A 14,890-nucleotide genomic window follows, 5' to 3' on the forward strand; every position below is an offset into this window, starting at 1 on the left:
CAAAGATATAGATCATTTACTAAACCGTCAGTTAAAACTGACGGCAAATAAACTTGTAACTAAGTATGTCTTATTTATGAACGATCTCTTATGCTCGGATAGGTTCTCATTTCTAAAATTGAATCTTTATTCTTCTTCCTTTTTATAATAATGTATCCTATTTTCCGTTCTAATATACATTGAGCATGAATTTTAGATTATGAGCAGTATATATGATTCCCGGCAACGGCTGAAATATCTTTTTATTTTAATTGCCACATTGATTGCGATCGTATCTGTGTTCGTTTCTGATAAACTTGTGAAGAGTTTGGCACAGGAAGAACGCCAGAAGGTTGAGATTTGGGCAGAAGCGCAACGTATGATCGCTTCTGAAACGAATGGGTCGAATATGGCTCTTATCCTGAAAATTCTGGAGAGTAATACGACTATCCCGGTTCTTTGGTGTAATGAAAAGGATAGTGTCATCGCTGAGAAGAATATCGAACTTCCCGAAAAGGAGGTCGACCAGTTTCTCAAAAATAAGGTACGTGAATTAAAGAGTAAGAATCCTCCCATTCTGATCGATATGCAGGATGGAACTTTCCAGTATCTGTATTATGATGATTCCATTATCCTGAAAAGGCTTCTTATTTATCCTTATGCCCAGTTGACAGTTGTATTCATATTTATCCTGATCGCTTTCCTTGCTCTTGCCAGCACGAAGAAAGCCGAACAAAATAAAGTATGGGTCGGACTATCCAAGGAAACAGCCCATCAGCTCGGAACCCCTATATCTTCGCTGATCGCGTGGGTGGAATATCTCCGTACCAAAGAAATAGATCCGTCGTTGCTCAGTGAGATGGAAAAAGACGTGAAGCGTTTGGAGATGATTGCAGAGCGTTTCTCAAAGATCGGATCTAATCCGGACCCAATGCCTGTCAATATCAGTAATTCGATCCGTACGGCTTTAAGTTACATGGAAACGCGCATTTCTTCCAAAGTAAAGATATATACTCATCTTCCGGAAAAACCGGTATTGGTTTTAATGAACGATTCTTTATTTGCCTGGGTGATTGAGAACCTGACAAAAAATGCAGTGGATGCTATGGAAGGACAGGGTGAAATCACTTTCCAGGTAGAAGAACGCGATAAGACGGTACGTATCGACATTACGGATTCAGGTAAAGGCATTCCCAAATCAAAATACAAAACAGTCTTCAATCCGGGCTATACGACCAAGAAACGCGGATGGGGACTCGGGCTGTCTTTGGTTAAGCGTATCATTGAATCTTATCATGGAGGTAAGATATTCGTTAAGAACTCGGAAGTAGGAAAAGGTACGACATTTCGTATAGAGCTTCGGAAATATAGAGGCTAATTCATTCAATAATAAAAAATAACTGTAAAGGTATTGCATTTGTGTTTAGTTTTTTCGTACCTTTGCAAGGTTTTTACACTAAAAGGCTTTGGGAAAATTTAAATTATATAATGTAGATTTGAAAAATCTCGCTCCAGGAGTACACGAATTCGAGTATTTACTGGAGAACAAGTTTTTTGTGGACATTGACGGAGATGAAGTCCAGAAGGGCAAAGTCAAGGTTCACCTGACGGTGAAACGTACGTCAGTGGCTTTTGAAATGAACTTTCAGATTGAAGGTGTAGCAATCGTTCCGTGCGACAGATGTCTGGACGACATGGAGATCCCGGTTGATACCCATAATCGCTTGGTGGTGAAGTTCGGTAAAGAATATGCCGAAGAGAGCGACGAAGTGGTAGTAATACCCGAAGAGGAAGGTGCCATAAATCTGGCATGGTTCCTTTATGAGTTTATTGCATTGGCAGTACCGATGAAGCATGTACATGCTCCGGGCAAATGCAATAAGACTATGTCGACGAAGCTGAAGAAGCACACTGCTAAAAGTACAGATGACGGAGATGATGATTACGAAGAAGAAGAAGTGGACGATATTTCCATGGATGATGACGTAAGCGGTAATTCTGATCCTCGCTGGGATGCCCTGAAAGGTTTAATAGAGAATGATAACAATTAAATAAATTAAAACATGGCACATCCTAAAAGAAGACAAGGTAAGACAAGAACAGCCAAGAGAAGAACTCATGACAAGGCTGTCACTCCAACAATGGCTATTTGCCCGAACTGCGGCGCATGGCATATTTATCACACTGTATGCGGCGAATGCGGCTACTACAGAGGTAAATTAGCTATCGAAAAAGAAGCAGCTGTGTAAGTTTGTCACGAACATAACAGGTTCTGATAAACGAAAGAAATAGCCCTAAAAGTATTTTTAGGGCTAATTTTTTAATTGGGATATAGTCTCTATTATTTTTTAAGTTATGGATAAATTAAATGCGGTTATAACAGGTGTAGGCGGATACGTTCCTGAAGATGTATTGACAAATGAGGATATCTCGAAGTTGGTCGATACGACGGATGAATGGATCATGACACGTGTTGGTATCAAAGAACGCCGAATTTTGAAAGGAGAGGGCGTAGGAACCTCTTACATGGGCATACGTGCTGTGAAGCAACTGCTTGAGAAAACGAATGTAAACCCGGAAGAGATAGAAGTGATTCTGACGGCTACTACGACAGCCGATCATCATTTCCCAACTACCTCTTCAATCATCGCTTACCATACGGGATGCAAGAATGCAATGACTTTCGATTTGCAGGGTGCTTGCGCAGGTTTTCTGTATGGTCTGGAAACAGGTGCAAACTATATTCGTTCGGGACGTTATAAGAAAGTAATTGTTGTTGCCGGTGATAAGATGACATCAATTACTAATTATGAAGATCGTTCGACTTGTCCTTTGTTTGGCGATGCTTGTGGTGCCGTCCTACTGGAACCGACAACGGAAGATGTCGGTGTTATCGATACGATCTTGCGTACGGATGGTACAGGCTATTCTCACCTGATTATGAAATCGGGTGGCTCGGCATATCCTTCCAGCCATGAAACTGTTGATAATCGTGAACATTTCGTTTTCCAGGATGGTAAATATGTATTTAAGTATGCTGTTTCTTATATGGCCGATGTGGCTGCTGAGATAGCAGAGAAAAATAACTTGACTCACGACGATATTACATGGATCGTACCTCATCAGGCCAATTTGCGCATCATCGATGCAACTGCAAAACGCTTGGGTGTGGATATGGAGAAGGTAATGATCAATATCCAGAAATACGGTAATACAAGTGCCGGAACAATTCCTATCTGCCTTTGGGAGTGGGAAGACAGGCTGAAGAAAGGGGATAACCTGATCCTGGCTGCATTCGGTGCCGGTTTTACCTGGGGTGCAATTTATCTTAAATGGGGTTATAATGGAAAACAAGCATAAGTCCGGCTTTGTTAATATTGTCGGTAATCCTAATGTAGGGAAGTCTACGCTGATGAACCGTCTGGTGGGGGAACGTATCTCCATCATCACATCGAAGGCTCAGACTACCCGCCATCGTATCATGGGGATTGTGAATACCGACGATATGCAGATCGTGTATTCAGACACGCCGGGAGTCCTGCATCCAAACTATAAGTTGCAGGAATCTATGCTGAATTTTTCGGAGTCGGCACTAGGTGATGCCGACGTGTTACTCTATGTGACCGATGTCGTTGAGACAATCGATAAAAATGAAGAGTTTCTTCAACGGGTAAAAACGGTAGAATGTCCGGTCCTGTTGCTGATCAATAAGATCGATACAAGTAATCAGGCCGAACTGGAAAAGCTGGTCGCCCATTGGAAAGAGATACTTCCGAAGGCAGAGATCATTCCGATCTCAGCGCTTTCGAACTTCAATATTGATTATGTGAAGCAACGGGTGGAGACTTTGATGCCCGAATCTCCCCCTTATTTTGAAAAAGACGCACTTACCGATAAACCGGCCCGCTTCTTTGTGACGGAGATCATTCGTGAGAAGATACTCCTGTACTATCAGAAGGAGATTCCGTATGCGGTGGAAGTCGTTGTAGAGCTGTTTAAGGAAGAAGAAGAAATGATTCACATCAAAGCGCTCATCATTGTGGAACGGGATTCCCAGAAAGGGATTATCATCGGGCATAAGGGACAGGCTCTGAAAAAGGTCGGAGCGATGGCCCGCAAGGATATTGAACGTTTCTTTGATAAGAAGGTATTCCTGGAAATGTTTGTCAAGGTAGAAAAAGACTGGCGTAACAGGGATAACATTCTGAAGAATTTTGGTTATCAGCTGGATTAATAACAGCGTACAGAAAGGAAATTTATGGGAAATATTGTAGCAATCGTTGGTAGGCCCAACGTAGGAAAGTCCACCCTGTTCAACCGTCTGACACAATCGCGTCAGGCTATCGTGAACGATGAAGCAGGGACTACCCGCGACCGTCAATACGGTAAAGTGGACTGGACCGGTAAAGAGTTTTCGCTGGTAGATACAGGCGGATGGGTAATTAACTCGGATGACGTTTTTGAAGAAGAGATAAACAAACAGGTACAGGTCGCACTCGACGAAGCAGATGTGATCTTGTTTGTCGTAGATGTATTGAACGGTATTACCGACCTGGATATTGAAGTGGCTAAGATTCTGCGCCGCAACAAGAAGCCGGTTATTGTTGTTGCTAATAAGGCAGACAATTTTGAGATGCATGCTGCTTCTGCGGAGTTCTATTCATTCGGTTTGGGTGATCCTTTCTGTGTATCGGCTATCAACGGTTCCAACTCGGGCGACCTGTTGGATAAGATCATTGAAACGCTTCCTGAAGACAAACCGGAGGAATTGGAAGAAGAACTGCCCCGTATTGCCATCATCGGCCGTCCGAATGCCGGCAAGTCTTCCCTGATCAATGCGTTTATCGGCGAAGAGCGTCATATCGTAACGGATATTGCCGGTACGACCCGCGATTCGATCTATACGAAATACAATAAATTCGGCCTGAATTTCTATTTGGTGGATACAGCCGGTATTCGTAAGAAAGGAAAAGTGAACGAAGATCTGGAATATTATTCTGTGATCCGTTCGATCCGTGCTATTGAAAATTCCGATGTTTGTATCTTGATGGTGGATGCCACCCGTGGTATCGAGAGTCAGGATCTGAATATATTTTCTTTGGTGCAGAAGAATAAAAAGGGTTTGGTTGTCTGTGTAAACAAATGGGATCTGGTGGAAGATAAGAGCCAGCAGGTGATCGACAGTTATACGAATGCCATTCGTGAACGTTTGGCTCCGTTTACCGATTTCCCTATTCTGTTTATCTCGGCGTTGACCAAGCAGCGTATCCTGAAAGTGTTGGAAACGGCTAAAGAAGTCTACGACAACCGCCAGAAACGTATTCCTACAGCGAAATTGAATGAGGTCATGTTGCCGATCATCGAGAACTATCCGCCTCCTGCATGGAAAGGAAAGTATATCAAGATCAAATATATTACCCAATTGCCTGCCGGATCTGTTCCTTCGTTTGTTTTCTTTGCCAACCTGCCGCAATGGATCAAGGAACCTTATAAACGCTTCCTGGAGAACAAGATACGGGATAACTGGGATTTCACCGGGACACCGATCAATATTTTCATTCGTGAGAAATAAGAAATAAAGGGGACTATCCGATTTTGGACAGTCCCTTTTTATTTGGTTGAAAATCATGTCATGTTTATTTTTTTACATCGTTCCAACCACTGAGTTTGCCTAAGGATCTACTCTCCAGATGTTTAACTTTATTGTTGGGAGTTCCTGAATAAATGGTCTGCTGATGTGTTTCTCTTTCGTCATTCTGTAGGATAATATACTCTGTATTTGTTTTGGTTGTAAAAGATATAACATCTCCGGATTCTATCTTAAATTTTACTTTGTTCTGATTATCAGTTTGCCGGATTATAATATTTTTGTTACCGGACCAGGGATTTTGGATTCTACAAATATTCCCTTTTAAACTTTTTATCCCTATTTGGCTAACCTGAGCTTGCTCGTCTCTTTCAGACGATACAATAAATGCTCCTCTGGCAAGCAATGTAAAAGCAATTCTAGTCGTGTCCCAGGCTGTAGGTATAGCAGGGAATACTCTGATTTTATTTTCGTTGCTTTGTAACATCATTTCATTTATAGCTGTTCCGTAATTACTAATCGCTTCCATTCCACATTGGAAAAATGCCTGGGAGCGTATTGTATATTTATGGTCCAACAAGTCATGAATCGATTTAAGATCATAAATGTTATCTGGATAACCAGTCACGTTATGCATCAATCCCTGAGGATACATTTGATGAATATTGACCCCATTTATCAGATATTGTAAAGCTTCGTTTCCCAACCCCATTCGGGCTGCAATTTCCGGAACTGGATAGTGGGCATTAGCTTCATCCTTTGATTTTACCAAATTGATTACAGCTTTTCCTAAACGAGAGTCTTTATCATCAATGCCGATCAACCCGGTGGGGAATGCAACAGAGCCGCCGCTAGCCCAGCTCCAGGGTGAATAACGTTTTTCTGTGTAATATTCTTCTGCAGGGGCTATCATTTCTTCATCTGTCCCAAATGGCTGATACGATCTTTTCCATAAATGATCCACTACATGATTCCATTTAGTTCTTTTATCTTTGTCGGTATGTAGCAGAGAGGAGGCCTCTATACAGTTATTAAAGAGTTGTTCAATGCAGTTCCTGTCGCTGATTGTATTCTTTACATGGTCGATTGGTGCTGATTCATACAAGGAAGACAGAAGATAGTATTCTTTTTTATCTTCATCCCACTGTAATTTGTCAAGATAAAAATTTGCAGCCTTTTTCATGAAGACGTAGGCTTTGTTCTTTAAAAACTCTTTGTCTCCGGTAAAAGTATAATAGTCCCAAAAGAGAGAGGCTATTTGTGAAGCTGGGGTAAAATTGTTTTTCATATTATTCCAGTCTTTACTTATTTGCTCTCCTGTGAAGCTGTGGGCTTCGGTTATGAGTAAAGCATCATTCGGGGCATTTTTCTCTTTTGCCAAAGCATCTCCGAACGGGATCATTTGAAAATAAGTGTTCAAGTAGGGGAGCATTAATTGACAATCGTTTTGAGCACATAATCCCCAATACTGTTGTTGGGTATTCCAATGATGGGGAGTAACCCAGTTTAATACATCTCGGTTCCAACGCCACAATCCACCGTTGAAAGCGACGGGAAATTTTCCTTGAGAGCCGGCAGCCATTAGGTATCTGCGTAAATAATAGATATTTTCAAGGTAATCGTTACCCAGCTTGACAAAAGAGTTTGACCAAAAATTTCTATACCAACTATTTTTTTCTTCTTTTAGCTTTTCAATGCCGTCTATCTCTGCTTCGTCAAGCAATCTTTTGGCTGCCTCTGTTGGGTGTGGATTTTCCTGTTTTGTAACTACACTTATAAGAATAGTGAATTTGTTTTTTTCAGTTTTTAGCTCGGTCCTGCGTGAATTGATTATGGTTGGTGAGGTCATTTCTTTAATAATTCTGCAAGCAACAGTAAAATCCAATCCTTCTCCTGTCTCTTCTATGATCATATCACGGTTGTTAATAGATGACTGTGTTTTACCGAGTCCGACTGCCGGATCATTCGGAAACCATCCACCGTACCAACCGGCAAAGGAACGGCTTCCTAATCGTTCTAGTGAAATTGTTGTAATCAGACTATCTCCTAAAAGACGATTATCAGGTAAATTTTCACATTCTAAAATCCAAATGTTTTTACTGTGGGCCAGCCATGTCTTAATATTTGTCGATGAATAAGCTGTTACAGCTTTATAGCTGGCTTCACCGTTTTGCAACGTTAGTCTGCCTTCGAAGTTTTTGAGATGAATCCAACTAAAAACAGGAATACCGAAATCGATTTTTAAACGTGCTGCATGTTTGAGAATCGAAGTATTTCCTTCGTCAGGACTTAATGCAGTCCATAAATCATTCTTGTTGATCTGTAATTCGATACCATTATCGTTATTCCAGATCATGCCTCCGATATTTCCATTCCCCATGGGAAAACCTTCGGCTTCAAGTTGGGTAGGGGAAAAGTAAACAATATCGTGTTTCTGAAGATAATTTTCATCTACGATAAAAGGAGAAGATGCCAATTTCAGATATTCATACTTTGCCCCTTCCTGAGCATTGGAAAATAAGCTCATTAATATAAAAAGAAGTAGGATAATTTTTTTCATATACAGAATTATAGTTTATTTCTCGCAAAAAGTAATATTGCTTGTACTACATATTTTTAATTTCATTCAGTTTCCTGCTGAAAAAACTTTTGTTTCATTGGCAGGAAACTGTTTTGGCACAATGAGACAAATGTCATCAGTGTTCTGATTCTTTTTGGGGCTTGCTTACTTTTACGTAGTCCACCTCCATTATAGCTGGTAAATTCGCATCATCCACTGCTCCAGCCCACGAACCGGTATCTCCTAAAGACATATTTAAGATCAGATAGAAAGCCGATTTTTCACTAAATGGCCATTGCATAACTTCACTTTCATTGGGTAGTCGAAGATTTGGGTAACGTAGAGTTTCTACTCCGTTGACATAAAAAATGATCTCGTCAGCATTCCATTCCATACCGTAAAGATTATAATTTTCATAATCGCAAACTACATTGGTTGTATTTATAGGATCTTTAATTTCCAAATTGAAAGTATAATTGGAATGTACTGTTTGATGAATACAATTTTCCTGTTTTACATGTTCCATTATATCTATTTCTCCACTGATAGGATTGGTATTTATACCGGAAGGCGGATAGATAGGTTTTTCCGGCATCATCCAAATGGCCGGGAAGTTTCCGTCCGGATGGCGCGTAACACGTGCGCGAATTTCTACTTTACCAAAAGTAAAACAGAATTTACCGAGCGTTTGTACACGGCCTAATTTATAGATGTTACCGTCTATGTCTGCTTTTAAGACCAGATTGCCATTCTCTGCGTAACAATAATCGTTACTTTCCACCCATTTGTTGATAGCTTCACCTTTTTTCCTTTCAAAATAAAACGGAACCCATTTTTTTCTATCGAGAGGACCGTCTGTATCAAAGTCGTCATAGAAAATAATATCTCCCGATTCTTCCTTATAATCGGGGAGTTCGATAGTATATATGGTTTCCGTTCCATTTTTCGTTGTTACAGTTACTTCCTGTTTTTGTTTCCACTTTCCTAAAAAAGTGTTGGGATCGGGGGATATGGTAGCTTCGTCGTTTACCAATGTGTATTCCACATCTGTGATTACATAAGGATTTTCAATAGAACCAATAGTTACTTTACGAGTTTCTTGGTCTATACTGCCATGGTAACGGATGGTACCGACTTTTACTGCAAAAGAGGTTAAAGGTGGGAGAGGTACATTATTCAATTCATTATCATTGTTGCTGGAACAATTTGTACTCAACAAACAAAAGCTTATTAATATCAGTAAAATGTTAATATGTTTATACATGATAATTATGGTATTTAATAGACATTATATCGAATAAGATTTTAGGATGCTGAAAATCCGCAAACCTGTTCCTTATTCAATATAAACTATAATGTTTATTGTTTTATATACTATTTTATAATTGGTACTTATACGAATCAGTAGTTAAATATATCCGCCTTTTCGTCTTATAACTCTGTCGGTTATCTTATTGAAATATTGCAGATTGCATTAGTTAGTAATTTTGGTAGAAATAACCATTTCTACTGCTTATATTAATTAATAACTTGCTTTGACCTCCATTTAATGGTTCGCAGGAAACAGATACAGTTTCTTCTGCGCCTTTCTTCATTACAGGTATCTGCCCACGGATGAGTTTATCAGCAATAACCTTGTGTTCAGAATTATAAACACATATCCAAGGGACTGAAAAGGGGATTGCTAGATATTCGCCAGGCTGTAATACCATCGGTATTTCGATGAGTTGATCGCCGAATTGAACTTTTATGTTCTTAACTCCGGAAGGGGCATTACAGGGTACACGTGCCACAAATTGGAAATGTTGCCCTTCACATGTCATTTTCCATTGAGAAGGAGTTGTACCTTTTGTATGAATCAGATCGTCAGAGAGAATAACTTCATCACAAGTGCCCGGGTTATGTGTCCAAAACCAGCTGATGCTACAAGGCGCTATTGTCTCCTTACCACCACTTATTGGACGAAGGTTAAATACAGAAGAAGAGAGCTGCTTAAAATTGGGACTCTGCCAAAACTTGCCAAACATAAGATGCCATTTTCCATCACTCTCTTTTTTCAATGAGTATTCAACATCGGCCTGCCGTAATAACATTTTCTGCTCTTTGGTAAATATCTTTTCATCGCGTGCGTCTGTCCACAATGCAGATTGTTCAATGATACGTTTACGGTTAGGATTTTTGGCAAATTTATTCAAATCCAATTGAAAATCTACTCCAGAATTCCATCCGGTAGAGATTCCCATGGCCCATTCTATATCCTCAACCGAAGCATTATCCGGATAGTATTGTCCCATCTTTTTGGGGATAAGATTCTTTCCCAATTGTATTTGTCGGCAGATGCGATAGTCGAGCATTGAGCCGCGCATACCCCTCTTCAAGTCCCATTCCCCCCAGCTCATATGAGAGAGCATATGCCAAGTGTACTGAGTTATGTTAGAACCAGTGATCAATGTCTCATGTTTTGCTTTCCGGCAAATATCATAATAGTTTTTCAAGAATGTATTACCACCATAACAACCATATCCCAACTCCAGACAACTTTCAAACCCATCAACAACAAAGTTTTCCGCACCTGTTTGCAGAGTCCGTTTCGCCAATGTTGTAGATACTTCGTTGCTCAAGTTTAATGTGCCTGGGTAAAAATTGTGATAACCAGATACATACATTAGTATAGCCTTACTTTGTTTCGTATGATTGGTTATTGCTGTATGGAATGTACCACGTTGGCATTTGTCTGTCACTATATGTGTGCCATCTTCAGTAAAGTTCTTGAACTCTATTATTTCGTTGTCAACCCTTACCACCTTATTGGCTGCAGCATTTAAAGTGGCGATCAATTCATCGCTTTTTTGGAATGTCATAACCGTATCGTCTTTGTTGAAATCTTTGGCTAATACAGCTTGGACTTTCCAAGTCTGAAGACGGTGGTCTGGAATAGGGGCTATATAAGGTTCACGTTCGTTCATCGGTTTCAAGAAAGATGTCAAAGTATAGACAGTTGTTGTTAGTCCTTTCGTTTTGGCTTTCTCTCCATCTCTTTTGACAGCCTCAATACCACTGGGGTATGAACTTTTATCGATGTCGAAATGTCCCCAATTAGCGAAGAATCCATTCGGGCGGCAGATAATACGGGCTTTCATTTGCGATGCAATCTCCAAGAAGTCGTCGAACGTATCCTCTGTGTAGTAACCCCATAGGCAGAATTTCTGTCCCTCTTTTGTGCGCTTATTCCATTCTCCGTGAAACATGGGATGTGGTAGGTGTTCTGCCAGCTCAATCTTCTCGATCTGTGCCAATTCGTTATCTTTGCCCGAATTCGATCCATATAGTGCCACTGCAGATCCTTTAACGGTTACATTATGAAGAGGCTCGACATGACGGAGTGTTTCGTTGTTATTATGACCATGATAAAATCTGTCGCGTGTGTAATCGCGAGATACTAGGTGTAGTGATGATCCATCATTGGTATATGATGCTACTTCTGTCATATGACTGTCTGCGTCAGTGTTAGGTTCTAGCCCCATTAAACCGATAGTAAAATTATCGCTACGGGTCATTCCCAACCAGTGAGCCGTAAGCCCCATCATGGTCGTATGGTAAGGGCCCCAATTGACTTGGCTTACAATTCCTTTGGGGGCTACATTTATTATCTCCATTCGAATATAGTCTGACTTCTCTGCAAGGCTGACAGTAATTTCAATTTCTTTTTCATATCTTAAACAGATTACGGACTTTCCATTCCCTCTTTTTAGTACTTCTGCTGAAAGTGGAGGCATAACCTCTCCATCTCTGTTTTGCTCGTTATAGATCTGGCATGTAAGCAAGTAACTATCTTTGGATGGAGAGATATAGTTTACCTTATGAACAATATCTTCCAAACAGATAATATGTCCATTGTTGTCTAATTCCAGCCGGAGGTTGTTGGTTTGATGTTTAATCAATATATCCGACGCACTGGCTGAAAATATTCCTATATAAAGAAATATCACTATAAAATATACATCTTTTGATATTTTCATATGTAAATATATTTAGATATTAACCATTAGATTTTATATCGGATAAGGAGTGTGCTTTTTTATTTTCAATATTTTAAAGCCTTATTTGATATAGTATAGTATTAATCTATAAATCCTTAATTCTGTACTAAATAGAACTAAGGATTTATGTGAAATTAAAGTGTTTTTTATTCGTAGGGTTCGTAATTTATCGATTTAACGATCAGATAATCTCCTTCTGCAGCTTCTGGATATTGGATATACATACCATATCCGTTGGGGAATTTATCGGGTACTAAAGTAAAAGGATTGACACCTCCGCCAATGGACACTTTTTCGAGGCCGTTGATAAGTAAACGATAGCGAAGTTTAGCATTGTCAGCCGGATCATCTTCAATAAAAATCTCAACTTTTTTAACAGCTTTCAGCTCTTCTTCCCTAAAAGTCACAGCTTGTTCGTTTCCTTCCCATGTACCGTCCGGACGTACAATGTTGCGTGTAGTGAAACTTCCGTTACAAGTCATTTTGTAATTGTAGAAGGAGGCATATCCATCTATACGGTCCCCATCCATATTAAATAATAGCTGACTTCCGTCACTCAAATTTACTTCTTCAAACTCGAAAGTTAAATGACATTTTTTGTAGTTGTATATTGCTTGAATGGTTGTACCGCCTTGGTTGGCACTTGTTATCTTTATATTCCCATTTTCATCGGGTAGTGCACCATTAGGGAACATATACAATATGTTTTGTGTTAATTCAATATCGATATCCTTAGATCCTTCCATCGGCTCTTTTGTTGTCAAGGTAACAATACCTTTTCGCGGAATAAACAATTTGTTATTTTTCAACATCAAACTTACTTCATTATTGTTTATTTGGGTGGCAGTGATCCATTCTTTATATTCTGGTGCAATGGATACTTGCCAATCGATGTCTGTATTCAGCTTAATTATCTTTTCTGTTGCCCATCCATCTAAATCTATTTTATTTTCATTCGGATTTTCGAGATCTAAAAAATGTCCATCTTGATGCACTGTGAACTCTTGAAGATAAGTGTCGGTCTTTATTGTTATTTTTCCGTCACGAGCAAAGCCATTATTAGGAGTGAAGGTTACGGTAAAAGTTTCCGCTTCTCCGTTTTCATTCCCGTTTCCGGATACTTTATCTATAGAAAGAAACGTATCTTCCGTCTCTATTTTCCAAACTTTGTTAGCAATGATTTTGAAAGTCGCCTTTCCTCCTTTACTTGGGATTTCTTCTTCAAAAGCTTCTACTACAAATTCGTCGCGTCCGGCTTGGACGATTTCAATTGTCTGTTTCTCCTCGATACCTTTGCCCGATATAGTTAAATTAGCCTTACGATTTTTCCATTCATTATTTTTTTCCAGCATGACAGAAATGGAGGTGACTAATGAACTGGTTGAACTTTCGGTCGGAGTCACTGTACACCATGTTTGGTCGCTTTTAATATCCCATGGTGTATTTGAATTAATATTAAATTCTATGGAAGTTGAAGTTGGAGAAACTATATAGCTCTCCTTGGCATCCGTCTCTACTTTAGGTGCCATCTCCGGCTGAGAATCAATAGAATTCTCTTGACATGCGCTCAAATTAAATAAGCAAAGTGCAACAGTAAGTTGCAGTAATATATTCTTGTATATCATAACTTTATATTTTACAATGAATTAGATTTAAATGTAATACATCTTTCATATAGTATTTATTGATGATTTTTCAGCGAAAGCTCCTCATTGATTGCTTTCAGTAGTTTTTTATTTCCGTTTTCCGCATCGTAAAACAATTGCCAGATCATCACTCCACCTAACTTTTCGTCAATAACATATCGGCATTTTTTACGAATGGTTGTTTCTCCGTTAAAATAAGTACGTCCAATAATATCGTCGTTCAATGTAATCTTTCCTGCATGATCAGACAATATCTGTTCATAAGTGAAACTCATAACGTTTTCTTTGTCCCATGACCATCCGTAAAAAGGAAGACCAATCACTAATTTTTTATGGGGAACTTTTAAAGTTTTTGTCCAAGTCTTCACTCCGTCTACCATTTGTTGAAAAGGAGCGTGAGGTCCTTCTTGTGCCCAAGGTCCTGTGGCATCATAAGCCATCATATTGATAAAATCAAAATATTTGTGCCACTTGTCCGTGTACCCTCCCTCTTTTGTCGGATTAAAACAGGGAACCGCACAGGTTTGTAACATTTTTCGACTTTTCACCTTATGTATTTCTTTTGCAAATAGAACTAATTCGGGACAAATATGATCATACAGCTCATAATCCAAATCGAAGCCATCTAAGTTGTTCGCTTTTACGTAGTCGATTATATTCTGAGCCAGTTTTTTCCGGACCAGCGGATTCTTTACGGCCTTGTAAAAACCATCCCCGTCACTTTGTAAAGAGATCAATACTTTTACATTGTTCTGATGTGCTGTTTCTGTAATTTCAGGCAAACGCTGTTTTATACCATCGTCTTTCAATTCTCCGTTTGGACCGATAAGCATAAATGCTACATTCAAGTGAGTAAGGTAATCCCAACGAAGATCTGAAAATTTTTGGTCGAATTTATTGTCGTCCATGATATAACCTACCACACGAGGATTTGAAGCGTAAATACACAAGGTGTTAAAAATTAAAACGATGATTGTTACTATTTTTTTTATCATTTTTATTTTCTTTAAAAGAGGGTATATCAAATAAAAATTATGATATTGTTTGATATGCCCTCTGTTTACTAAATCAATTATTT

The 14,890-nt window shown here is 39.3% G+C and carries 11 protein-coding genes; 6 read left to right on the top strand and 5 right to left on the bottom strand.

What is annotated here, in order from left to right; translation table 11 throughout:
* Window positions 1–199: 199 nt before the first annotated feature.
* The 6 genes from DWW23_RS15385 to der all read left to right on the top strand — a co-directional run bounded on the left by DWW23_RS15385 (window position 200) and on the right by der (window position 5,551).
* On the top strand, window positions 200–1,357 hold the full coding sequence (locus DWW23_RS15385; RefSeq protein WP_122354165.1) for a HAMP domain-containing sensor histidine kinase: 1,158 nt from the start codon (window positions 200–202) through the stop codon (window positions 1,355–1,357).
* Between the two features lie 88 nt (window positions 1,358–1,445).
* Window positions 1,446–2,030: a DUF177 domain-containing protein gene (locus DWW23_RS15390; RefSeq protein ID WP_122354166.1), complete on the top strand. Its 585-nt coding sequence runs from the start codon at window positions 1,446–1,448 to the stop codon at window positions 2,028–2,030.
* A 12-nt stretch (window positions 2,031–2,042) separates the two neighbouring features.
* Window positions 2,043–2,228 (top strand): 50S ribosomal protein L32, encoded by a 186-nt coding sequence (rpmF, locus tag DWW23_RS15395; RefSeq protein ID WP_122354167.1) that lies wholly within the window; start codon window positions 2,043–2,045, stop codon window positions 2,226–2,228.
* A 106-nt stretch (window positions 2,229–2,334) separates the two neighbouring features.
* On the top strand, window positions 2,335–3,339 hold the full coding sequence (locus DWW23_RS15400; protein WP_122354168.1) for a beta-ketoacyl-ACP synthase III: 1,005 nt from the start codon (window positions 2,335–2,337) through the stop codon (window positions 3,337–3,339).
* The gene (era, locus tag DWW23_RS15405) at window positions 3,323–4,213 is read left to right on the top strand and encodes a GTPase Era (RefSeq protein WP_122354169.1); all 891 of its coding nucleotides are present in this window, start codon (window positions 3,323–3,325) and stop codon (window positions 4,211–4,213) included. Before DWW23_RS15400 ends, era begins: the two co-directional genes overlap by 17 nt.
* A gap of 24 nt (window positions 4,214–4,237) precedes the next feature.
* A complete protein-coding gene (gene der, locus DWW23_RS15410) occupies window positions 4,238–5,551 on the top strand; it encodes a ribosome biogenesis GTPase Der (protein WP_122354170.1) in 1,314 nt (437 codons plus the stop codon).
* 64 nt (window positions 5,552–5,615) lie between these two features.
* Here the strand turns inward: der and DWW23_RS15415 are convergent, their stop codons facing one another.
* The 5 genes from DWW23_RS15415 to DWW23_RS15435 all read right to left on the bottom strand — a co-directional run bounded on the left by DWW23_RS15415 (window position 5,616) and on the right by DWW23_RS15435 (window position 14,807).
* A complete protein-coding gene (locus tag DWW23_RS15415) occupies window positions 5,616–8,126 on the bottom strand; it encodes a glycoside hydrolase family 95-like protein (protein WP_122354171.1) in 2,511 nt (836 codons plus the stop codon).
* A gap of 136 nt (window positions 8,127–8,262) precedes the next feature.
* The gene (locus tag DWW23_RS15420) at window positions 8,263–9,390 is read right to left on the bottom strand and encodes a DUF4971 domain-containing protein (protein ID WP_122354172.1); all 1,128 of its coding nucleotides are present in this window, start codon (window positions 9,388–9,390) and stop codon (window positions 8,263–8,265) included.
* Between the two features lie 214 nt (window positions 9,391–9,604).
* On the bottom strand, window positions 9,605–12,145 hold the full coding sequence (locus DWW23_RS15425) for a hypothetical protein (RefSeq protein WP_122354173.1): 2,541 nt from the start codon (window positions 12,143–12,145) through the stop codon (window positions 9,605–9,607).
* A 167-nt stretch (window positions 12,146–12,312) separates the two neighbouring features.
* Window positions 12,313–13,791 (bottom strand): BACON domain-containing protein, encoded by a 1,479-nt coding sequence (locus tag DWW23_RS15430; protein WP_122354174.1) that lies wholly within the window; start codon window positions 13,789–13,791, stop codon window positions 12,313–12,315.
* Between the two features lie 56 nt (window positions 13,792–13,847).
* On the bottom strand, window positions 13,848–14,807 hold the full coding sequence (locus tag DWW23_RS15435; RefSeq protein ID WP_122354175.1) for a glycosyl hydrolase family 18 protein: 960 nt from the start codon (window positions 14,805–14,807) through the stop codon (window positions 13,848–13,850).
* Window positions 14,808–14,890 lie beyond the last annotated feature (83 nt).

It is taken from the genome of Parabacteroides sp. AF14-59 (assembly GCF_003479515.1).
GTDB classification, from domain to species: domain Bacteria; phylum Bacteroidota; class Bacteroidia; order Bacteroidales; family Tannerellaceae; genus Parabacteroides; species Parabacteroides faecis.

Excerpts from the sequence above, each read along its gene's own strand:
- DWW23_RS15435 (WP_122354175.1), bottom strand. The coding sequence starts at position 14,807 with ATGATAAAAAAAATAGTAACAATCATCGTTTTAATTTTTAACACCTTG.
- DWW23_RS15425 (WP_122354173.1), bottom strand. The coding sequence starts at position 12,145 with ATGAAAATATCAAAAGATGTATATTTTATAGTGATATTTCTTTATATA.
- DWW23_RS15430 (WP_122354174.1), bottom strand. The coding sequence starts at position 13,791 with ATGATATACAAGAATATATTACTGCAACTTACTGTTGCACTTTGCTTA.
- rpmF (WP_122354167.1), top strand. The coding sequence starts at position 2,043 with ATGGCACATCCTAAAAGAAGACAAGGTAAGACAAGAACAGCCAAGAGA.
- DWW23_RS15385 (WP_122354165.1), top strand. The coding sequence starts at position 200 with ATGAGCAGTATATATGATTCCCGGCAACGGCTGAAATATCTTTTTATT.
- DWW23_RS15420 (WP_122354172.1), bottom strand. The coding sequence starts at position 9,390 with ATGTATAAACATATTAACATTTTACTGATATTAATAAGCTTTTGTTTG.
- era (WP_122354169.1), top strand. The coding sequence starts at position 3,323 with ATGGAAAACAAGCATAAGTCCGGCTTTGTTAATATTGTCGGTAATCCT.
- DWW23_RS15400 (WP_122354168.1), top strand. The coding sequence starts at position 2,335 with ATGGATAAATTAAATGCGGTTATAACAGGTGTAGGCGGATACGTTCCT.
- DWW23_RS15415 (WP_122354171.1), bottom strand. The coding sequence starts at position 8,126 with ATGAAAAAAATTATCCTACTTCTTTTTATATTAATGAGCTTATTTTCC.
- der (WP_122354170.1), top strand. The coding sequence starts at position 4,238 with ATGGGAAATATTGTAGCAATCGTTGGTAGGCCCAACGTAGGAAAGTCC.